The organism is Methylobacillus pratensis, assembly GCF_054072455.1.
In genome coordinates this window covers 664,423-684,838 of the sequence record NZ_JBSUSR010000001.1, presented here as the reverse complement: position 1 = coordinate 684,838, position 20,416 = coordinate 664,423, and the positions used below count along the sequence as shown (strand labels likewise).

Annotated in this window: 17 protein-coding genes; 10 read left to right on the top strand and 7 right to left on the bottom strand. The window is 59.3% G+C overall.

Features of this window, described 5'->3' with window-relative positions:
- The first annotated feature begins 150 nt into the window (after positions 1-150).
- From ACW4YW_RS03090 to ACW4YW_RS03075, 4 genes are all read left to right on the top strand, one after another.
- Positions 151-1,362, top strand: coding sequence for a PQQ-dependent sugar dehydrogenase (locus ACW4YW_RS03090; RefSeq protein ID WP_457136212.1), 1,212 nt, complete (start codon positions 151-153; stop codon positions 1,360-1,362).
- Positions 1,363-1,382: 20 nt separating this feature from the next.
- Positions 1,383-1,952, top strand: a complete 570-nt coding sequence (locus ACW4YW_RS03085) for a hypothetical protein (RefSeq protein ID WP_457136211.1) — start codon at positions 1,383-1,385, stop codon at positions 1,950-1,952.
- Positions 1,953-2,067: 115 nt separating this feature from the next.
- Positions 2,068-3,279 carry an MFS transporter gene (locus ACW4YW_RS03080; protein ID WP_457136210.1) on the top strand — a complete coding sequence of 404 codons (1,212 nt, stop codon included), beginning with the start codon at positions 2,068-2,070 and terminating at the stop codon, positions 3,277-3,279.
- A 104-nt stretch (positions 3,280-3,383) separates the two neighbouring features.
- Positions 3,384-4,250: an SMP-30/gluconolactonase/LRE family protein gene (locus ACW4YW_RS03075; RefSeq protein ID WP_457136209.1), complete on the top strand. Its 867-nt coding sequence runs from the start codon at positions 3,384-3,386 to the stop codon at positions 4,248-4,250.
- A gap of 135 nt (positions 4,251-4,385) precedes the next feature.
- On the opposite strand, the gene ACW4YW_RS03070 is transcribed toward ACW4YW_RS03075, so the two are convergent.
- Positions 4,386-4,730 carry a helix-turn-helix domain-containing protein gene (locus ACW4YW_RS03070; RefSeq protein WP_457136208.1) on the bottom strand — a complete coding sequence of 115 codons (345 nt, stop codon included), beginning with the start codon at positions 4,728-4,730 and terminating at the stop codon, positions 4,386-4,388.
- 241 nt (positions 4,731-4,971) lie between these two features.
- Between ACW4YW_RS03070 and ACW4YW_RS03065 the strand changes: the two genes are divergently transcribed.
- A complete protein-coding gene (locus ACW4YW_RS03065) occupies positions 4,972-5,316 on the top strand; it encodes a hypothetical protein (RefSeq protein ID WP_457136207.1) in 345 nt (114 codons plus the stop codon).
- Entirely contained in the window at positions 5,313-5,600 is a 288-nt protein-coding gene (locus tag ACW4YW_RS03060) for a hypothetical protein (RefSeq protein WP_457136206.1), read from the top strand. Before ACW4YW_RS03065 ends, ACW4YW_RS03060 begins: the two co-directional genes overlap by 4 nt.
- A gap of 20 nt (positions 5,601-5,620) precedes the next feature.
- Here ACW4YW_RS03060 and ACW4YW_RS03055 read toward each other — a convergent pair whose 3' ends face one another.
- A complete protein-coding gene (locus ACW4YW_RS03055) occupies positions 5,621-7,996 on the bottom strand; it encodes a phosphoketolase family protein (protein WP_457136205.1) in 2,376 nt (791 codons plus the stop codon).
- Between the two features lie 119 nt (positions 7,997-8,115).
- On the opposite strand from ACW4YW_RS03055, the gene ACW4YW_RS03050 reads away from it, so the two are divergent.
- Positions 8,116-8,373: a hypothetical protein gene (locus ACW4YW_RS03050; protein WP_457136204.1), complete on the top strand. Its 258-nt coding sequence runs from the start codon at positions 8,116-8,118 to the stop codon at positions 8,371-8,373.
- A gap of 5 nt (positions 8,374-8,378) precedes the next feature.
- Here ACW4YW_RS03050 and ACW4YW_RS03045 read toward each other — a convergent pair whose 3' ends face one another.
- The 3 genes from ACW4YW_RS03045 to ACW4YW_RS03035 are packed head-to-tail and all read right to left on the bottom strand — an operon-like array spanning position 8,379 to position 11,799.
- On the bottom strand, positions 8,379-8,648 hold the full coding sequence (locus ACW4YW_RS03045; protein WP_309564827.1) for a PAAR domain-containing protein: 270 nt from the start codon (positions 8,646-8,648) through the stop codon (positions 8,379-8,381).
- A 14-nt stretch (positions 8,649-8,662) separates the two neighbouring features.
- Positions 8,663-10,294, bottom strand: a complete 1,632-nt coding sequence (locus ACW4YW_RS03040; RefSeq protein ID WP_457136203.1) for a phage baseplate assembly protein V — start codon at positions 10,292-10,294, stop codon at positions 8,663-8,665.
- Positions 10,294-11,799, bottom strand: coding sequence for a phage tail sheath family protein (locus ACW4YW_RS03035; protein WP_457136202.1), 1,506 nt, complete (start codon positions 11,797-11,799; stop codon positions 10,294-10,296). The genes ACW4YW_RS03040 and ACW4YW_RS03035 overlap by 1 nt, the downstream gene beginning before the upstream one ends.
- A 131-nt stretch (positions 11,800-11,930) precedes the next feature.
- Between ACW4YW_RS03035 and ACW4YW_RS03030 the strand changes: the two genes are divergently transcribed.
- Positions 11,931-12,773 carry a ferritin-like domain-containing protein gene (locus tag ACW4YW_RS03030; RefSeq protein WP_457136201.1) on the top strand — a complete coding sequence of 281 codons (843 nt, stop codon included), beginning with the start codon at positions 11,931-11,933 and terminating at the stop codon, positions 12,771-12,773.
- 56 nt (positions 12,774-12,829) lie between these two features.
- Here ACW4YW_RS03030 and ACW4YW_RS03025 read toward each other — a convergent pair whose 3' ends face one another.
- Positions 12,830-14,728, bottom strand: a complete 1,899-nt coding sequence (locus tag ACW4YW_RS03025) for a sigma-54-dependent Fis family transcriptional regulator (RefSeq protein WP_457136200.1) — start codon at positions 14,726-14,728, stop codon at positions 12,830-12,832.
- Between the two features lie 301 nt (positions 14,729-15,029).
- Between ACW4YW_RS03025 and ACW4YW_RS03020 the strand changes: the two genes are divergently transcribed.
- Together ACW4YW_RS03020 and ACW4YW_RS03015 are read left to right on the top strand one after the other, a co-directional pair.
- Positions 15,030-16,877 (top strand): methanol/ethanol family PQQ-dependent dehydrogenase, encoded by a 1,848-nt coding sequence (locus ACW4YW_RS03020; protein WP_457136496.1) that lies wholly within the window; start codon positions 15,030-15,032, stop codon positions 16,875-16,877.
- 366 nt (positions 16,878-17,243) lie between these two features.
- On the top strand, positions 17,244-18,848 hold the full coding sequence (locus tag ACW4YW_RS03015; RefSeq protein ID WP_457136199.1) for a metallophosphoesterase: 1,605 nt from the start codon (positions 17,244-17,246) through the stop codon (positions 18,846-18,848).
- 143 nt (positions 18,849-18,991) lie between these two features.
- Here ACW4YW_RS03015 and ccoG read toward each other — a convergent pair whose 3' ends face one another.
- Complete coding sequence (ccoG, locus tag ACW4YW_RS03010; protein ID WP_457136198.1) at positions 18,992-20,401, bottom strand: cytochrome c oxidase accessory protein CcoG; 1,410 nt, start codon at positions 20,399-20,401, stop codon at positions 18,992-18,994.
- Positions 20,402-20,416: the final 15 nt, after the last annotated feature.

Here is a 20,416-nt window from a genome sequence, read left to right as displayed (position 1 = left end):
CAAGGCAATGAGCATTACCTGCGGACTGCGTCTTGATCGGGCGCGTTTTCAAGTCATGCGTACCTATAAAAAGACTTTGAACAGGCTCTAAGCCTGATCCCGGGCTCGTAATCTGTGTCGATCCAACTTGAGCAGATATAGGAAATCGCGATGAAGAAACCTTCGATGAGTGTGCTGCCCGCGCTGGCCGCCAGTGCAGCCCTGATGGCGTGCACCACCGTAGCCGCGGTGAGCAAGACGCCGGACGATATTGCAGGCAGCCTCACATTGCCGCCGGGTTTCAAGATCAGCACCTTTGCCAAGCTCAACCCGGCCAAGGGCGATTATTTCCGCGGTCCGCGCTTCATGGCGTTTGGGCCGGACGGCAACCTGTACCTTGCCAGCAGCGTGGACAACACGGTGTATATGCTGCCGGACCGCAATCATGACGGCGTGGCCGATGACGTGGTGCCCGTGGTGGAAGGGCTGAACGCGCCCAATAGCCTGGTTTTTGCCGGCAATACCATGCTGGTGGCGAACCAGGACGGGGTGGTGCGCGTCGAGCAGGCGCAGGATAAAACCCGCCCGGCCGCCAAGCTGGTGCCCTTGATCAGCCATCTTCCCAGCGGCGGGCATACGCTCAAGACGGTCAAGCTGGGGCCGGACAACCACCTTTACCTGAACGTAGGCTCCAGTTGCAACGTCTGCGTGGAAAACGACCCGCTCAGGGCCACGATTTTGCGCTATACCCTGGACGGCAAGCCCGCCGGGGCGCCGGACGGCAGCGTGAGCGGCGCCAGGAGCGCGGTCTGGGCGAGCGGGCTGCGCAATTCGCAAGGATTGGCCTGGCAGCCTGGCACGGGCGATCTCTATGCCACCAACAACGGCGCGGATATGCGTTCCGAAACCAAGGGCGGCGCCATGAACGACGAATTGCCGCCTGAACATATCAACAAGATCGAGCCGGGCAAGCATTACGGCTGGCCGCATTGCTGGGGCAACAGGGTGACGGACCCCAATTTCCCCGGCAAGCCCGGTTTCTGCGAGAATACCCAGCCGCCTGCCATCACCTTGCGCGCTCATTCCACGCCGATAGGCATCACCTTTCTCGATAAGGCTAATTTCCCCGGCGAATACAAGCAGGATGCGATCGTGGCCCTGCACGGCTCCTGGAACCGCGTGCAGCCATACGGCTACAAGCTGGTGCGCATCCGCTTCCAGGACAATAAGCCGGTGGCCGTAGAGGATTTCGTCACCGGCTGGCAAACCAAGAACAGCGCCTGGGGACGCCCGGTAGATGTGATTACCGGGCCTGATGGCGCGTTGTACGTCTCGGATGACCGGGCGGGTTTGGTGTATCGTATTACCTACAACAAGAAATAACCCGTGTGAGGAACAATGCAATGAAAAAATGCGTGATGGGATTGGCAGCCTTGCTGTTGGCGTCGAGCCTGGCCCATGCCGAAGAGCCGCAGCCGACCAGCAAGGTGGCGGTGTACATCAGCCCGTACGAATACACCAACGAGATCAAGCTCTGGCACTTCATGAAGGATTACTGGTTTGCCCAGGGTCCCTTGATCGAGCCGGTGCTGACCAGGACGCTCAGCACCAAGCTGGGTGACACCGTGATGTGCGATGCGGGCGTTACCGCCAATGTGCTGCTGTGGGTCAAGCCCAAGATGTTCTACAACCCGCACATGCGCAATTTCTACGGCACGATCAATGCCACCGTCTATACCGGCAGCGGCAGGGCGATCGCCAGTTATACCGGGGAATCGCGCTTGAGCGGCGATCTCGACATCCTGCCTGCCAACACGGTGCAGGCCACTTACGACCTCGCAATCCAGCAAGTGGCGGACAAGATACAGGCCGATCCGGCCATCAAGAAGCTGATCGACGACGGCCTTTCCGACAGGGAGTCGTATACGCCCTGTGCCATGATCGCGGTATTGCCCGGCCTGAAAAAGCCATAAGTGGTGCGACCTTGCGTAGCGCTTGATCCGCGCTACGCAAGATAACGTATGGTGCATGGCGCTGCCGCCATACTATATTGCTGCTCATCCTGATCATGTATGAGAGCATCCGCCCATGGCGACCTCCCTTGAGGCTGCGACCTTGCCGCAGCATTCCTCCTGGCCTGTTTCAAAGGTTCCTGTCGGTTTTGCCATCGCGGCGATCATTCTGGTCGCAATCGCATTGCGCCCCGGCATTGTCTCGATGGGGCCCTTGCTTCCCGCCATCATTGACGAGTTCCAGCTTTCCCACAGCACGGCGTCGTTGCTCACCACCATCCCGGATTTATTGATGGGCCTGCTTGCCTTGCCCACCCCTTGGCTGGCCCGCCGCTACGGGCGCGACCCCGTCTTGTTGCTGGCATTGCTGTTGCTCTGCGTGGCGATTGCGGCGCGGGCGTTTTCCCGCAGCGTGGACATGCTGCTGCTGAGCACGGCCGGCGTCGGCGCCGGGATCGCCATCGCGGGTGCGTTGATCGCCGGGTACATCAAGGGCAATTTCCCGCACAAGGCGGCGATGGTCATGGGCATCTACGCCACTGCGCTCTCTTTCGGCAGCACCTTGTCCGCCGCCGTCTCTGGCCCCGTCGCCATGCACTCCGAAGCAGGGTGGCGCATGGGCGCCGGCATGTGGAGCCTGTTTGCCGCCATTGGCTTGCTTTGCTGGTTCTGGGTCGCAAGGCTGGAGCGGGGTCATGCGCAGCAGGCAGGCCATCCGGCCCGCTTGCCTTGGGGCAACCGCACGGCGTGGCTGGTGGCATTGTTCTTCGCTGCCGACAATTTCCTGTTCTATGCCGTGCTGTCATGGACGGCGCCCATGTATATCGAATACGGCACCGCACCTTCGGTGGCTGGCTTCATCCTCGCGACGTTCACCACGGTATTCATGATATCCAACCCCATACTGGGCGCGATCAGCAAGTCGATAGATCGGCGGGGCTTGCTCGCCGCTTGTGCGGCCCTGGCCGTCCTCGGCTTGTTGCTGATCGCGCTCGCGCCTGCCTGGTCGCCGTTCCTCAGCATTGCCATTTGCGCTTTCGGCCTTGGCGGTGCGTTCACCCTGGGCATGACCTTGCCATTGGATAACACGCATAGCGTGGATGAAGCCAACGCCTGGAACGCCTTCGTCTTGACGGTAGGGTATTTGATTGCGGCCGCCGGGCCGTTGTCGGTGGGGTTCCTGCGCGATCTGACGCACGATTTCCATCTGGCGAGCTGGCTGCTGGTGTTGGTGGCAGTGCTGATGCTGCTGGTGACGCCATTGTTGAAGCCCCATCATAGCCAATAGGGCGCATACCTGCGTGCCAGGTTGAGTTCGCCTGCGTTCGACCGCATAATCCCATGCATGGCGTCATGCCAGGACAATAATGTAGATGAACGCAGGAGGAGTAGATGGTTAAAACCGTGGTGGCTGCCTTGCTCGGCAGTGCGTTGATGTTTTCCGGCGTGGCCTCAGGGCACGAGTTGAAGGTGGTCAAGGGTTTCAAGAACCCGGAATCCGTGATTTCGGACAAGGCGGGCAGGGTGTTTGTCTCCGAGATCGGCGAATTCGACAAGGACGGCGACGGGCAGATCAGCGTGATCGAGCCGGACGGCAAGCGCAGCGTGTTTGCCAAGGGCATGAACGACCCCAAGGGGCTGGCCTTGGTCGGGAGCGAGCTTTATGTCGCGGACAAGGACCGCATCCTCAAGGTGGACAAGGACGGTGAATGGATGGTGCTGGTCGATAAAAGCGCTTTCCCTGCGCCTCCTAGCTTCCTCAATGACCTGGAGCCCGATTACGAAGGCAAGTACCTGTATGTGAGCGACAGCGGCGACATCGCCAACCAGGGAGGCACCAGCGGCGCTATCTACAGGGTTACCCTCGCCACAAGCAAGGTCGATACCGTCATCAACCACCAGCAGGATGCCAGGATCAAGGCGCCCAACGGACTGTGGATGGACGATACGGGCGAGGTGCTGATCTATGTCGATTTCGCGAGCGGCGTGCTATACAAGCTCGACTTGCTCAACCGCCACCTGATCGAGTTGGCAACAGGGTTTGGCGGCGGCGACGGGCTGGTGCTCGGGGCGGACCGCAAGCTGTATATCAGTGACTATATCAATGGCAAAGTATTCAGCCTCAGTATCGACGATGAAGTCACGCTTGAACACGAGGGATTCCAGAGCGCAGCCGACATCGGCATTACGCCAGACGGCAAGGTATTGCTGGTGCCTGACATGAAAGCGGGCACAGTGACCTGGTTGCATTTGCATTGATGAGCGCGGCTGACATTCTGGATTAAGTTTGCCGGTTTTATCAGCCGTTCTTGCTCTCAGCCTGTCCCGCATTGTTGTATGTGGCAGGCCCTCAGTGATGGTAAACAGCGCAGACATGAGGAGCTGTTTTACCAACTAATTGATTCTTTTGAGCAGGTGCTTGCTCAACGACTTCGTCGCTTCAATCACGTATTTCCGGTCTTTTTCCTCCAGGTTCTGCAAGATCGCGACCAGTCCCTCTATGTCGGGGTCGACGGATGCGGGGCTTGATGCTTCAAAAAATTCCTGTATCGGGCTGGATAATTCATGTGCAATCTTGTTGAGGGTCTTGAGCGACGGTGCGGTGACGCCGCGCTCGATTCTCGACACAGTTTCGATCTCAACCCCCAGCCGCTGGGCGACGAATTCTTGCGTCAATCCCAGGCTTTTCCTGCGGGTTGCGATGGACAGGCCCAATTTCTTTCTGAGTGAATCCTTCATGGACTTGATCCTATATGTCTACATTTTAATAGACATATAGGATCGCTATTGACCTTGCCGTTTATAAGGAACTAATATGTCTATTAACAAATAGACATTAAATATCTATATTTTGTGCGATTTATTTAATGGACTGATTTGCAATGAAAAATAAGGTGGTGGCGTGCTGCTGACCAAGGCAGGGGAGAAATCATATGTATCGGCACTGGACTGAACTTAGCGGTCAATATGGCGGTAGTGCATGCTAATACATAAGTATGTCAAAACGTTGAGGCAGGTTGAGCAACTGAAGGACGAGATATTCAGGCAAAGACAGGAGTTTGAGCGCCAGATCCATCTCCAGCTGGTGCATATCACGGATTTGCGCGACGAATACCAGACGGAGCTGGAAAGCAAGGATGTTGCTTACCGTACGGCATTGCGCAAAATACATGAGGAAGCCTTTCATGCAGGGGTGCTCAGCGAACGCAACGCCATGCGCAGCAAACCGGAGCTGATGCTGCGGGTTGCCCCTTGCATCCAACTGGTGCAGCAAGCCGGCCTGTTGCAAAGCGCTATTGTGAGTTCTGCCTGCATTATCAAGTGATGCTGCGGGGCACGCCATGCCTGGAACCGCATGTCCAGCTCCTGGAAAGCCAAGTCGTGGCTGATGCCGAGCATGATTGGGATATCCTGCTGAAGAAGGCGAGGGAGATGACCAAGGCCGTTAGCCAGGACAGCCTGGATGGGGCCGGCTATCTGGTCGAGCTTTCCGAAAGCACCGTGATCAACAAGCTATCAGCCGATCGCACCCTGCTTGAGTCGATCAGCCTGGGGCCATCCAATCCCGCCAGAGCGGCCCTTGACGAGACCTTGCCGCAATTGCCCTGAGCCTCCGCGTATCCAAATCATTAAGTATTGGCAGGCTGCCATCTCCAATCCCGGATTTCCGGCATGTCCTCGCCGTGCTGCCAGATGTATTGCTTGTGCTGCGCGAGCTTCTCATCCATGAGCGCATCCAGCACCGCGGCGTTCTCGATATGCGGCAGCCAGCGCAAGGTGTTCTTGACCAGGCTGTAGCGGTCCAGGCGGTTGAGCACGGTCATGTCGAAAGGGGTCGTGGTCGTGCCTTCCTCCAGGAAGCCGTGCACGTGGAAATTGGCATGGTTGTGCCGTTTGTAGGCAAGTCGGTGAATCAGCCCGGGGTAGCCGTGGAAGGCGAAGATCACCGGCTTGTCCTGCGTGAACAGTTCGTCGAAGGCTTCATCGGTGAGGCCGTGCGGATGCACTTCGTGAGGCACCAGGGCCATGAGGTCGACCACGTTGACGTAGCGTATCTTGAGTTCGGGCACATGCTCGCGCAACAGCATGACGGCAGCGAGCGACTCCATCACCGGCACGTCGCCCGCGCTGGCAATGATCAGGTCGGGCTCCTCGTCTGTCGCGCAGTTGCCGGCCCAATCCCAGATGCTGGCGCCGCGGCGCGCATGTTCGATCGCGGCGGGCATGTCCAGCCATTGTCCTTGCGGCTGCTTGCCCGCGACGATGACGTTGATGAGGTTGCGGCTTTGCAGGCAATGATCGGTCACCGCGATCAGGGTGTTGGCGTCGGCGGGCAGGTAGATGCGGATGATGTCAGGCTTCTTGTTGGCGGCATGGTCGATGAAGCCGGGATCCTGGTGCGAGAAGCCGTTGTGGTCTTGGCGCCAGACATGCGAGCTCAGCAGGATGTTGAGTGAGGCGATCGGCTTGCGCCAGGGGATGTGCCCGCACTCCTTGAGCCATTTGGCATGCTGGTTGAACATTGAGTCGATGATATGGATGAATGCCTCGTAGCAGGAGAAGAAGCCATGGCGGCCGGTGAGCAGGTAGCCTTCCAGCCAGCCTTCGCAGCTATGTTCGGAGAGTATCTCCATCACGCCGCCATGCGGCGCGAGGTTCTCGTCGCCTTCTAGACGCTCCGCCATCCATTGCCGCTTGGTGACCTCGAACAATGCCTGCAGGCGGTTGGAGTTGTTTTCATCCGGGCTGAATACGCGGAAGTTGTGCTGATTCAGCCGCCATACCTCGGCCAGGTACTTGCCTAGCTCGCCTGTGGTGCTGGCCTGGCGTTCGCCCGGCTGAGTCACGGCATAGGCGAACTTGCGGAAATCAGGCAGTTCCAACGGCTTGAGCAGCAGGCCGCCGTTGGCGTGCGGGTTGGCGCCCATGCGACGTTCGCCCTTGGGGGCGAGCGCGCGCAGCTCTTCCTTGAGCCGGCCTTGTGCGTCGAACAGTTCGTGCGGCGCGTAGGATTGCATCCAGTCTTGCAACAGCTGGATATGCTCGGGCTTGTCCAACTCGCCGAACGGCACCTGGTGCGCATGGAAGGTACCGGTATTCGGCTTGCCGTCCACTTCCACAGGCCCGGTCCAGCCCTTGGGCGAGCGCAGGATGATCATGGGCCAGCGCGGACGGCTGACTTCGCGTTTCAGGCCGGCTTCGCGCTTGATCTGCTGAATTTCCCCGATGGCCTGGTCCATGACGCTTGCCATACGCTGGTGCATGAAGTCCGGGTCGCTGCCCTCGACGAAATAGGGCTTGTAGCCGTAGCCTTCGAACAGTTTCTGCAGTTCCTCATCGCCGATGCGCGACAAGATGGTGGGATTGGCGATCTTGTAGCCGTTGAGGTGCAGGATGGGCAATACCACGCCGTCGGTCTTGGGGTTGAGGAATTTATTGCCGTGCCACGAGGTGGCCAGCGGGCCGGTTTCCGCCTCGCCGTCGCCGACCACGCAGCAGGCGATCAGGTCTGGGTTGTCGAATACCGCGCCGAACGCATGCAGCAGGCAATAGCCCAGCTCTCCGCCCTCGTTGATCGAGCCCGGCGTCTGCGCCGAGGCATGGCTGGGAATGCCGCCCGGGAAGGAGAACTGCTTGAACAGCTTGAGCATGCCGGCCTCGTCCTCGGTGATTTCCGGATAAAGCTCGGTATAGCTGCCTTCCAGGTAGGTGTTGGCGACGACGGCCGGGCCGCCGTGTCCCGGCCCGGTAATGTAGATCATGTTGAGGTCGTGTTCGCGGATGACGCGGTTGGCGTGGACATAGACGAAATTGAGCCCCGGCGTCGTTCCCCAGTGGCCCAGCAAGCGCGGCTTGATATGCTCCGGCAGCAATGGCGTCTTGAGCAGCGGGTTGGCGTAAAGATAGATCTGGCCGACCGAGAGGTAGTTGGCGGCGCGCCAGTAGGCATGCAATTGCGCCAATTCTTGTTCATCCAGGGCGTGGTCCGCGGCTTGGGGCTGCATTTACATTCTCCTTGGGAGGGGCGTTATTTCATGATAACAGCAGGGACGGGTATGGCAACCTTGAAACTGTGAAGTTTCATTGCTGGCGGCTTAGGCAGGCTGGTTCTATACTTTGCGGCATGAACGTACAGACCCTGATGCAATTGCTGCAGGAAATAGAGAGCGAAGATCCGGTCGATTTCTCCGGCTTGCCGTTTGATGCCGATGACTTGCGTCAACTCGCCTGCATCAATGTAGCCGAGATCATGGAAAGGTTTCGTGAAGACAATCCTGCCGAGGATCGGGAAATGGTGATGGCGGCGACCGTGACGCGCCTGATCCTGGAAAACATGGTGCTGCAGGCGAGGCTGGCCATCCTGTTGCAGGATGAGGGCTGATTGCCCTAGCCGATCAATACGTAGATAGCGCCAGGCGGCATGACGTAGCCGCCTCTTCCGGTAGGGTCGCCTATGCGGGCCGCGGGCAAGCCATTGATCAGGACGGTCGGCGATCCCTCCACTATGACATCGGCGCCGGCGCCATGCCCCACGCAGGCTGCAGGCATGCCGCCGATCAAGACCGTGGGGCAGCCATTCATGATGCGGCTGATGCGGGGCATCATCATCCGGTCAAGGGTCAGAAGGTTGTCTCCCGCGCGTGCAGCTGGTTTCATCGGGTTCCCTGCAGTTAGTTGATGCTGACCAGGCTGCCCTTGAGCTTCAGGTTGCCAGAGGTGCTTATTTCCATATTGGTTCCGCTCTTCAGGCGCAAGGAGTGTTTGGCTTCCACGTCCACATTGAAGCCCTTGAGCTTGAGATTGTCGCCTTCCAGGAAGAATTGGTGGCTCTGCAGATGCATCCCGTCGCTGGTAAAGCGGATTCTATTCTGTTGCTGGTCCTCGAGCAGGAAGGTTTCAGCGGCATCCTGGCTCAGGTATAACTTGGTGCCGTCCCTGGCGCTGATCACGATTTGCTGTTTCTCGTCGTCAAAAGCCAGCTTGAGCTGGCCGGGGCTTTGGAATCCGTGCTGATCGGCATTTTCCCAGGGCGCAGGAGTGGCGCTGCTGTGGCAGGCCCCCAATACCACAATGTCGTCCGGATTCGCGCCGAAGAGCCCCAATATCACCTCGCTGCCTACGACCGGGCGGAACACAGTGCCTGAATTCATGCCGGCCTGCAGGGTGGCAAGCCTGGCCCATGTGCCGGCTCCGTGCGGGTCGATCAAGGGCGAGGTGACCTTGATCCTGCCGGCGGCTTGAGGGTCGTTGTCGGTTTCGAGCACTTTCCCGATCAGCAGGCTTGAAAACGCCTGGGTTGATTCTTGGATATCCGTGGGCAGCGGCAAGCCAATGTCAAAGTGCGTTACCGGTGCGGCGCCAGGGGATAGCGCATATGTGATGCCGGCAATGAAATATTGCCCGGAAAGATGGCTGCCGCATTGCTCAAGGAGCAGCGCCTGGCCTGGAGAGGCGGTATGCAACCCATTGGCTGTCACCTTGCCGCGGATCATGGCAAGGCGCGATTGCGCAAGCTGCGCATTGGCCAGGGTCTGTAGTTCCTGCAGCGAGTATTCGCCAGCGAGGCGTATGCTATAAATGCCTTGCTTGAGCAACTGGAGAGTAGCCGCCAGGCGGTCGTTGGCTGGGAAATCGACAGCCTCAGCCTCCACTTGCATGAGTTGCTGGTCGTGAGGGTTCCAGGCGGAAAGCGCGAGCTTGGCAACTTGCCGGCTGGCGTCCACGGCAATATCCGCACTGATAAGGTCTTGCGCTGAAAGGGAAAAGCCACGTTTTGTATCCAATGCCGGTGTCGCGGCGATCACGGCGCGCTCACTGCAATAGGCCACCAGCCCATTAGCCGCCAGGCGCTGCAATACGAAGTCCCAGTCGCTGAGATTGTGCTGGACCACGCTATCGAGATGGAGGGTAGGCGCGTTGATTTCGGCGCTGATGCCATGTGCAGCCAGCACCTCCTCGATAATTTTGCTGTCGGGAATGTCGGTGAAATAACGGCTGCGCGGCTGTGCTGCCAATGCACCGGCGGGATGGGTGCACTCGAGGAGCAGCAGGCATCCTGCTTTTGAATAGTGGATGCTGTGCTTTGTAATTTTCCCGGCGAACAGGGTTTGCTCGCCGTGGCGAAACTCGATCGGTTGGCCCGGCAGCAGGCCGCTGCCAGCCTGGTCGAATTCGTCCATGGATGTGAACGCCAGTTGTACCGAGGCGCGGGGCAGTGTATTCAGGCGATGCTCGATGGATAGCGCATCAAGATTGCGGAATACCTTGTCCTGGACGACGACGTATAGTTGTTGGGCCGGCATCAGGATGGTTCCAGCGATGGCGGCTTGGCTTGTGTGGCGGCAATGTTCTTGATCGCGACATTGAGCGGGCTGGTTTTCGCGCGAACCCTGGTTTTCTTGGGCAAAGGCGCTGTTTTGCGCGATGTCGGCGTCGCGCGTTTGCGGTCTACGGCGACGAGGTGCTGGATTCTCAAGGCCATGAATTCGGCAGGGCGCACGAACGCCAGGCCAATGTCGATGATGAGGCGTCCGGCGGCTATATCGTCGCTGGTCATGGTCTCATTCAGGCCTGACTTCACATAAAAAGCCTGTTCAGGCTTGTTGCCGGCCAAGCCGCCTGCGCGCCAGAATGTAAGCAGGAATTGATTGAAGCTTTCGCGTACGGCTGTCCAGGTCGCGGCGTCATTCGCTTTGAAATGCTGTGCAGCCAGATAACGGTGCAGCGATGCATTGATAAAGCCATGGGTGCGTGCCACGGAGATATAGCGCCATTCGGCGTCATTGCCCGCCAGCGTGCGCCCTCCCCACAGCAGAATCCCCTTGCCGGTGAAGCGGCGGATGACATTGATGGACTTTCCTTCATCCTTATCTATATTCAAGGATGCCTGCTGCTCATCGTTGATCGCTGCAGCGAGGGATTGCACCTCTTTGATCTGCACATGGCTGGGGAGCTTCCATACGCCACGTTGCAGGTCATTCGCATGAAAAAGCCCGATGACGGTGGCGCTGGGAGGAATCATCCTGCTGACGGCCATATCGGGAGATTCCAGCATGCGTTTGCGCAGCAGAGTGGATTGGAGCTTGGTTGCCTTGTGGTATTGGCTCCAGGCATTGGCTACGCCAGGAGTGTACTTGATCTCCAGGTGGGAAAACTGGTGAGTGCTTGGTATGGCCACTGCCAGCCACGGCAGGAAGGCGGCTCCATGGCTCAGGCCCTGCTGGCCTAGGTGGTGGCGGAATTGCGCAACGGTAGTGTTCAGGGATATGTCGTTGCAGTAGGGGACGTCCAGCACCGCCAGGCAATGGTGCTGTTGTTCACAATATTGCAACAGCTGCTGCAGCAATTGGGGAAGCTCTTCCAGCGAAACGGCATCCGGGATGGCGACCATGGTGAACGAGGGATTGGCCGGCAGCTGGGCGATCGCCGATGCAAGGGTTTTTGCATGCGGGGCTTCCGGAAACGGCCCGAGCGAAAGGATTTCGCAAACTCCACCGCCATTGGCAAAATATTGCCGCATGCAGGCGTGCAGATAAAACGGGCTGTAGCTTTCCTTGGTGACAATCCGGCCATGCACATCGAGCATGACCCGGAGGATTTCCGGCGCCCCTCGGCCAAAGCACCGCTCATATTCTGTAAACGAGGTGATGGCGCACCGTTCGCCGCGAGCCAGTAAGCGCCCATCCTGGTCGATTGCCTTTTCGGTATAGCCGATGAACAAGGGCAGGCAGGTCACTGTGGATTGCACGATACTGGTGGTGTGCGGTATTTCTTCCACATAAACCCCAGGAACTTCATACCCTCCCATGATTCGCTCCCTAGTTTATTTTAAATATATCCATATTACTGCAAATTCTGCTTTGTATTTCAGCTTGATGTAAATTTTTGTAAGCCAGGCTTGCCGTTGGTGAACGGGACGCGTGCGGTTAGAATGCGCGCATGACATTGCAAGCAGAAACAGGCCCGTTCCAGGATAGCGGTCAAGAATTGCGCCATGCGGCATTGGCGCTGCTTTGCCTGCGCTCGCCCGAAGACAAGGCGGAAGCCGTCAAAACCTTGCGGCAATCCTGGCTCGCGGGCGAGCTCAGCGTCGATCCGCAGGCGGGTCTGGAAGCGGCGGGGCCCATCCCCGGTCGCCCCGGCAAGCCGGAGCTGGTATCGCCGCTGCTGCTGGAGCGGCGCTCGATGAGGACCGCCGAGGGCAGGGCGGCGCTGATCCATGCCCTGGCCCATATCGAGTTCAATGCGGTCAACCTCGCGCTGGATGCGGTCTGGCGCTTTGCCGGGATGCCGCCGCAATACTACGCGGACTGGCTCAAGATCGCGGCGGAGGAGGCGCTGCACTTCACCATGCTGCACGCGCACCTGCAAGGCCTGGGCTATCGCTACGGCGATTTCACCGGGCACGACAGTTTATGGGAGATGGTGGCGAAAACCAGTGACGACGTGCTGGCGCGCATGGCATTGGTGCCTCGGACCCTGGAGGCACGCGGGCTGGATGCTTCGCCGCCGTTGCGGGCCAAACTGGCGCAGGCGGGCGACCTCGAGGCGGCTGCGATCCTCGATATCCTGCTGCGGGACGAAATCGGCCATGTGGCGATCGGCAACCGCTGGTATGGCTGGCTATGCGAGCAGCGCGGGTTGGAGCCCATTTCCACTTATGCCCGGCTTACTGCGCAATACCAGGCTCCCAAGCTGCGCGGCCCGTTCAATTTCCCGGCACGCAGGGCGGCGGGCTTCAGCGAAGCCGAGCTGGCGCTGATGGCCGAGCGTCACGAATAGCAAGCCGCATTACATTCAGAGCGGCTAATTTTTGCTAGCCGCTCTAAAAGCGCTATTTACACCAGGTTCATTGCACGCATGCGCCGGTATAACGTATTGCGGCTGATGCCGAGTTGCCGCGCCACTGCCGAGACATTGCCGGCATGCGCTTGCATGGCGGCCTTGATGGCTTCCGCCGTCAGGCTGGTCAATGAAGGGGTCGTGTCCTCATCGGCGGCGTTTTCCATGTCGTCGAGGAAATCCTGCGTCAGGTGCATCATCGAGATGGGCGCGGTCCCGGACAGCGCCAGCGCCGTGCGCAGCACATTATGCAATTGGCGGATGTTGCCTGGCCATGGATGCGCCTTGAACAAGGCCGTGACGTCCTGGTCGATCGCTTTTCCTGCGGCGTTCTCGGTGTGCAGGATGGTCTCCACCAATGCAGGCAAATCCTGCCGCTGCCGCAAGGCGGGCAGGGTGACGGTGAGGCCGTTCAGGCGGTAATAGAGGTCGCGGCGGAATTCACCGCTCTCTACCTTCTCGCGCAGTTTCTGGTTGGTGGCGCTCAACAGCGCGAAATTGACGGGTTTGGATTTTGTGCTGCCCAAGGGCGTGACGCTGCGCTCCTGCAATACCCGCAACAGGCGCGCCTGCAACGCCAATGGCATGTCGCCGATTTCATCCAGGAACAGGGTGCCGCCGTCGGCTTGCTCCAGTTTGCCTGGGCTGCCCTTGCGGCGAGCGCCTGTAAACGCGCCTTCCTCGTAGCCGAACAGTTCCGCCTCGATCAGGCCCTCGGGCAATGCCGCGCAGTTGACGGCGACCCAGGGGCCCCGGCTGCGGTCGCTGGCTTCGTGGATGGCCCGCGCGAACAATTCCTTGCCTGCGCCGGTTTCACCCTCGATCAGGATGGGAATGTCCTGGTTGACGACAAGCTCTACCTGGCTGATGACGCGGGCGACGCGCGGGTCGCCGGTATTCAGCATCTGCAGGCTGGCAGGGCAGTGGCGTTTGCTGGCCGAGGCGCTGCTTGCGCGCGCATTGCGGACGGCAAGCGGCTGGCGCAGCTCGATCCGCGCATACAGCCTGGCTTCTCGGGCGGTGTAAAACGGCGTAATCAGGGCGTTTGCCTGCGAGGCCTGCATCAGGGTTTCCGGCCTGCTGGCGAATAATTCGCTGAACAGCGAGTCTTCCATTTCCTCATGCGTCATGCCGAGCTGGAACTGGCCGCTGCGGTTCAATGCTACCAGGCGATGCCGGTCGTCGAAGATGGCGATGCCTTCCCACAAAGTGCCGATGAATTCCGGGCGGGCATGGAAATGCAGCGAGTAAGCCCCTTCATGGCTGGCGGTGAACAGCCGGTTCTCGATCATCTGCGCCGACATGCGCACCAATGCCAGGGTATGCTGTTGCGGCATGCTGGCGTCTGTCGACACGTCCAGCGTGCCCATCACCTGGTTGTGGGCGCTTAATATGGGCACTGCCGAGCAGGCCAGCACATGGTTGCGTTCGAGAAAGTGCTCGGCGCCCTGCACCGTCATGGCGGAACGTTCCACCAACGCCGTGCCGATGGCATTGGTACCGCGCAGGCTTTCCTGCCAGGAAGAGCCGGGAATCAAGGCGACGCGCTGGGCATCGTCGAGGAATTCGCTATTGCCCTGGCTGTGCAGGATGAAGCCATGCGGGTCGGTCAGCACGATGACGCTGCGGGTGTGGCTGATCTGCTCGTTGAGGCTCTCCATTTCGGGCCGGGCCTGCGAGAGCAGCAATTGATGGGCTTCCTGTTTTACCAGCAGTTCCTGACGGGTCAGTATTTCGGTACGTACCTGGGTGCCGGCTTCCATGCCGTTTTCCACGCACCTACGCCAGGAGCGCTCGATCTCCTTGGAGACGCCGCCGCTTTCCACGACGCCGTGCGCAAGGAATTCGCTTCTTGCATTCAAAAGCAGGGTTTCGTCAGTGGCAGGATTTTGCATGGGTTAAGTACCTGATTGTAAGGGATTGAACTAGTGTGCCAACCAATGTAGCACCTGTTCATTCATGACACAACTATCCCTTGTTTTTCTCCGTCGCCGTATGGGCGGGAGGACATTGGCGGCCCTTTGCAATCCCTTGTCCAGCCTGGGTCTTGGCGGTTGTTTCTACATTTTTCAACAGGCTGGCACAGGCCTTGCCATAGTCAATTGCCGGGAAAAACTCCCGGTCAGTATGCGACATAAGAAAATAATTGATGAACGATAAACTATGGAGAATGGCATGAAGGCTAGAACGATAGCGATGGCGGTTGGAGCCGGTTTGCTGGGGCTTGCAGCAATCCCCGCATTGGCAACCGACCTGGAAAACCTGATGAAGGACGACGGCCAGTGGGCGCATCCGCGCAAGGATTACGCCAACACCGGCTATAGCGGCCTGTCGCAGATCAACAAGAGCAATGTGAAGAACCTGAAGTACGCCTGGACCTTTGCGACAGGCGTGAACCGAGGTCATGAAGGCGCGCCGCTCGTGGTCAACGGCGTGATGTATATTCACACCGCGTTTCCTAACAATGTGTACGCGCTCGATCTCAACAACAACCAGAAAATCCTCTGGTCGTATTTCCCCAAGCAGGACCCTGCCGTGCAGGCCTTGCTGTGCTGTGACAACGTCAACCGCGGCCTGGGGTTCGGCGACGGCAAGATATTCCTGCAGCAGAACGACGGCATCCTGGTCGCGCTGGATGCCAAGACCGGCAAGAAGCTCTGGGACGTGGCCGTGGTCGATACCAAATCCGGTGCTTCCACCACCAACGCGCCGCATGTGATCAAGGACAAGGTCGTGACCGGCTGTTCGGGCGGCGAATATGGCGTGCGTTGCTATATCTCGGCCTACAACATCAAGGACGGCAGCTTGGTATGGCGTGCCTACAGCACGGGTTCGGACGCGGATGCGTTGATCGGCAAGGATTTCAACAAGGACAACCCGCATTACAGCGCCTTGTCGCTGTATGAAGATGTGAACGGCGGCAACAAGGAGGGCGGTTCCTTTAAGCCCCTGCCCAAGGAAAAGCTCAAGTTCCCGGAAAAGGACCTGGGCATCAAGACCTGGCTCAAGCCGCAGGCTGTCAAGAACGGTTGGGAGCATGGCGGCGGCCCGACTTGGGGCTGGTACTCCTATGATCCTTCCCTCAACCTGATGTATTACGGCACGGGCAATCCCGGCACCTGGAATCCGGACGTGCGTCCCGGCGACAACAAGTGGTCCATGACCATTTTCGCGCGCGACGTGGATACCGGCGAGGCGCGCTGGGGCTACCAGATGACGCCGCACGACGAGTGGGATTACGACGGCATGAACGAAAGCATCCTCTGGGAAGCCGACGGCAAGAAGCTCGCCACCCATTTCGACCGCAACGGCTTCGGTTATACCTTCGACCGTACCAACGGCACATTGCTGGTGGCCGAGAAAATGCATCCGTTCGTCAACTGGGCGAAGTCGATCGACCTCAAGACCGGCATCCCGAACAAGGACCCTAAGTATTCCACCCATCAGGACTACAACGCGCAGGGCATCTGCCCATCCGCGCTGGGCGTGAAGGACGAGCAGCCGGCCGCGTTCTCGCCGCGCACCAAGATGTTCTATGTGCCGCTCAACCATGTGTGCATGACCTACGAGCCTACCGAGTCCAAGTACATCGCGGGCCAGCCTTGGGTAGGGGCGACCTTGACCATGTTTGCGGGGCCTGACGGCGTGATGGGCGGCTTCATGGCCTGGGACGGCCTTAAGGGCAAGGCTGCCTGGTACAACAAGGAGAAGTTCTCGGCCTGGGGCGGCGCATTGGCAACCGGCTCTGACCTCGTGTTCTACGGTACGCTGGACCGCTGGTTCAAGGCGCTGGATGCCAAGACCGGCAAGGAACTCTGGAAGATGCAGGTCGGCTCCGGCGTGGTCGGCAACGCGATCACCTATACCCACAAGGGCAAGCAATATGTCGGCGTGCTGTCCGGTATCGGCGGCTGGGCCGGTGTTGCCATGAACCTGGGCCTGGAAGAGGAAACTGCGGGCCTGGGCGCTGCTGGCGGCTACAAGGAACTGAAGGACTGGAATGCGGCTCCTGGTGGCGGCGCCATGAACGTGTTCAGCCTGTAAGGACGGTTTTATTGATGTACTGACGCATCATCTCCTCGACTCATTCTGGCTCATCTCCACTGAGTAATGTCTGAGTCCTTTTGCCCGGCCCCTTCCTGCCGGGCTTTTTTTTGTCCATGAACGAATGACTTAGAGCTTTATAAAGGCTTAGCGCCACCTCAATCAGCCGCGAAAATTTTCGCTTGGCGGAACATTGCAGAATTATCGCGATGCAGTGGCATGAGGTCCGTACAGTGATTCGCCAGGCTTCGCGTTCCTGGTCTGGCGAAGGCAGCCTGCGTTACTAGTCCCCCATTCATGCTGAGGTCATCGCCGGCGGAGAGACTCGCTCCATCCATTTTGCTCATGTTGATTAGGGGAGTTGTTATGAAGTTGAAGTCTATCGCTCGAAATCGTTTTGTCGCCGCTGCCTGGATCGGGATCGCGCTCGGCGGGCAGCCGTTATTTGCAGTATCTGCCGCCGGCACGCTTCCTGCCCAGTGGTCCTTTGGTCTCCTTACCGACACCCAGGGTGCCGGAGACCCGCGTGGTGTGTCCGTCAGGCTGATGCAGCCGGTGGTGGACCGCTTCGTGAACAACCACAACATCGACCTGCTCATTTCCATCGGCGACCTCACCGAGAACGGCACGGCGGCTGAATTCGATACATGGAAGCAGGCTGCGAAGCCGCTGGCCGACGCCGGCATTCCTCTCTACCTGACGCGCGGCAATCACGACGTGCGCGCCGAGAGCACCATCGGGGGCATCGACCCCTTGCTCGGGCCTTCGGCTTACCGGGGTACCGACACCTGGTCCTCGGCCTTTCCCAGCTTGAGCGGGCCAACGGTCACGACGGGGCCGGGAGCGTCCTACTCCTTCGCCTACAATAACACGCTCTTCGTCTCGCTCGACTTATATGGCGCGATGCCCAGCGAGCTGATCGGCTGGGTAGGCAGCCAGCAGAAGGGCAGCTACGACCACATGTTCGTCTACGCTCATGAGCCTTTCTTTGGCCGTGCGCGCGAGGGCGTGCTTGGCGACAGCCCGCTGCGGATGCAGGTGCTCAACCAGTTGAGCGAAAATGGCGTTGATGCCTACTTCAGCGGCCATGACCACCAGTACAGCCGCTCGGCGGCGGTCGACGGTCAGGACGTGCTGCTGCACCACATCGTCGCGGGTTCGAACGCCGAGAAATACTATCGCTTCGAGAATGAGTTCAACGTGGGTGAAGAAGTCGGCGCCGTGCTGGTCAATAACGAGGTCGGCTACAGCGTCGTCGATATCAACGGGCCGTTCGTGACCTTCACGCACTATTCGGCGACCCCGCCTGCCTCATCGGACTTCTCCGAGGCCTGGGAGCCCGAGTGGCGCGTGGCCGATCGCACCACGTTCTCGACCAACGGCAAGTCGTATGCCGTCAATGTTGGTGAATCCTATGCCGGCCTCAAGAGCGCGATTGTGGAGGGCAATGGCTTCGTTGGTACCAAAGCCGAGATCTTGGCTGGTCAGAATCTCGATGGGCGCTCCGTGACCACCGAACCCGACTCGGGCACAGGCATTACCCAGCAGCTTGGCAACATCGTCAACTTCGGCTGGGTGGCGAGAACGGACGGACTGTACAGCGATATCCTTTACCTGGGCGGCATGGACGACCAGCTCGATGGCGTGGCCGATCCCTTCGTGCTCACCCTGAGCTACGGCGAAGATATTGCAATCGACGAAGCGTTGCTGCGCTTGGTGTATCAGCTCGACGGCCAATGGGTGCTCGCAGTGGACGCCAACACCGAGGGCACGGCGCGCTTCGTCATTGGCGCCTGGCAGGCCTCGTATGGCTTGGGCACCTACGGCGTGGATACGGCCAATAATCTGGTATGGGCTGTGATCGACCGCAATGGGCAATTCGCCGTGGCTGCCGTGCCGGAGCCTTCCGCGCTGGCGCTCATGCTGTGCGGGTTCGGTGTGCTATTGGCATTGCGCCGTCGCCGCGCCTGAGTGTCGTATCTCGGTCTGCGCCATATAATTTAATTTAGGCAGAAAGGACTGCTGCGGCAGTCCTTTGTTTTTGCAGACTACATTGCTGGGCCGGCAATCAACCGCCGGGCTGCTAGCAGTGAAGCTGGCTTTGCCTGCCAGGGTCATTTTGCAAAGTAGCTTGCCGTCAGGTTCTCTGCCGCATCGGGCTGCGTTTGCGGCGTGACGCTGACAATGAAGCTGGGGATGCTGGCGGCCACTGCCGGCGTCAGTGATACACTGAAACTGCTGGCGTACGACTTGCCTGCGGGGATGGTGATTGCCTCGCGCCCCTTGAAGCTGCCTGCCGGAAGTCCATGCGCCTGGATGGCATAGGTTTCCGCATTGCCGGATTTGTTGCTGATGCGCAATTCATAGCGGTTGCGCAGGCTGCCGTCGGCAAGCTGGGTGACCAGCGGCTGCCTTTGCTGCTGCACGATGGCGGTGAAAGGGGTGAGCGTACTGATGGAATGCCAGGTGAAGGCAATGCTGGCGATCAATACGCAGAGGTAGCCGAGCCGCTTTGCCTTGGACCACCGTTGCATGCGTACGTCGGGCTCCTGGATGTTCTCGTCGCGGTCGAAGCGGATCAAGCCGTGCGGCAGCTTGAGGCTGTCCATGATGTTGTTGCAGGCATCCACGCACAAGCCGCACGAGATGCAGCCGATCTGGAATCCCTTGCGGATATCGACGCCCGTCGGGCAGACGTTCACGCAGTAATTGCAGTCTATGCAGTCGCCGAAGCCTTGGCTGCGACGGATTTCCGCTGTCTTCAGCTTGGCTGTGGGCGCCTGGCGGCCATGCAGGCCTTCGCCGCGTGCCTCGTCGTAGATCACCGTGACGGTGGAAGGGTCCTGCATCACGCCCTGGAATTTGCCGTAAGGGCAGGCGACGAAGCATACGTCCTCGCGCGCGAACCCGGCGGCGACATAAGTCGTGGCGGTAAGCACGGAAATGGTGACATAGGCCGCAATCGCCGCTTCCCCGGCGAACACCTGCCGCAAGAGCGTGCCCGACTCGGCAAAATACAAGGTGAAGGTGACGGCCGTGGCAAATGACAACAGCAGCCAGAGCGCATGGGTGCTGCCGATCAGTGCGGCTTTGCGCAGGCTCCAGGATGCTTGCTGCAAGCGTTTCCTGGCCTGGGCTTCACCCTGTATCCATTTTTCGATAAAGCGGAAGGCATCCGTCCACAAGGTCTGGAAGCAGAAGAAGCCGCAAAATATCCGCCCGAACATGGCTGCGGAGACGAAAAGCAAGCTGGCTGCCACCACCATGATGCCCACGAGCACCATCAAATCCTGCGGGTAGAGCACCAGGTTGAAAATATAGAAGCGCGAATTGCCGATATCAAACAACAATGCCTGCCCGACCTTGTTGGGCCAGGGCAGCCACGGCAGGAGGAAATACACGCCGAAAGCGGCATTAAGGATGATGGACTTCAGGTTGCGGTAACGTCCCTTCACCGAATAAGGCACGATGGGAATGACTTTGCGTGCCGCACTCGGGCGGGCGATGATGGCTTCTGCTTGCATGGCAATTCCTGAGTG

Coding starts and splice junctions, on each gene's coding strand:
- ACW4YW_RS03090 (WP_457136212.1), top strand. CDS start 151: ATGAAGAAACCTTCGATGAGTGTGCTGCCCGCGCTGGCCGCCAGTGCA.
- ACW4YW_RS03085 (WP_457136211.1), top strand. CDS start 1,383: ATGAAAAAATGCGTGATGGGATTGGCAGCCTTGCTGTTGGCGTCGAGC.
- ACW4YW_RS03080 (WP_457136210.1), top strand. CDS start 2,068: ATGGCGACCTCCCTTGAGGCTGCGACCTTGCCGCAGCATTCCTCCTGG.
- ACW4YW_RS03075 (WP_457136209.1), top strand. CDS start 3,384: ATGGTTAAAACCGTGGTGGCTGCCTTGCTCGGCAGTGCGTTGATGTTT.
- ACW4YW_RS03070 (WP_457136208.1), bottom strand. CDS start 4,730: ATGAAGGATTCACTCAGAAAGAAATTGGGCCTGTCCATCGCAACCCGC.
- ACW4YW_RS03065 (WP_457136207.1), top strand. CDS start 4,972: ATGCTAATACATAAGTATGTCAAAACGTTGAGGCAGGTTGAGCAACTG.
- ACW4YW_RS03055 (WP_457136205.1), bottom strand. CDS start 7,996: ATGCAGCCCCAAGCCGCGGACCACGCCCTGGATGAACAAGAATTGGCG.
- ACW4YW_RS03050 (WP_457136204.1), top strand. CDS start 8,116: ATGAACGTACAGACCCTGATGCAATTGCTGCAGGAAATAGAGAGCGAA.
- ACW4YW_RS03045 (WP_309564827.1), bottom strand. CDS start 8,648: ATGAAACCAGCTGCACGCGCGGGAGACAACCTTCTGACCCTTGACCGG.
- ACW4YW_RS03040 (WP_457136203.1), bottom strand. CDS start 10,294: ATGCCGGCCCAACAACTATACGTCGTCGTCCAGGACAAGGTATTCCGC.
- ACW4YW_RS03035 (WP_457136202.1), bottom strand. CDS start 11,799: ATGGGAGGGTATGAAGTTCCTGGGGTTTATGTGGAAGAAATACCGCAC.
- ACW4YW_RS03030 (WP_457136201.1), top strand. CDS start 11,931: ATGACATTGCAAGCAGAAACAGGCCCGTTCCAGGATAGCGGTCAAGAA.
- ACW4YW_RS03025 (WP_457136200.1), bottom strand. CDS start 14,728: ATGCAAAATCCTGCCACTGACGAAACCCTGCTTTTGAATGCAAGAAGC.
- ACW4YW_RS03020 (WP_457136496.1), top strand. CDS start 15,030: ATGGCGGTTGGAGCCGGTTTGCTGGGGCTTGCAGCAATCCCCGCATTG.
- ACW4YW_RS03015 (WP_457136199.1), top strand. CDS start 17,244: ATGAAGTTGAAGTCTATCGCTCGAAATCGTTTTGTCGCCGCTGCCTGG.
- ccoG (WP_457136198.1), bottom strand. CDS start 20,401: ATGCAAGCAGAAGCCATCATCGCCCGCCCGAGTGCGGCACGCAAAGTC.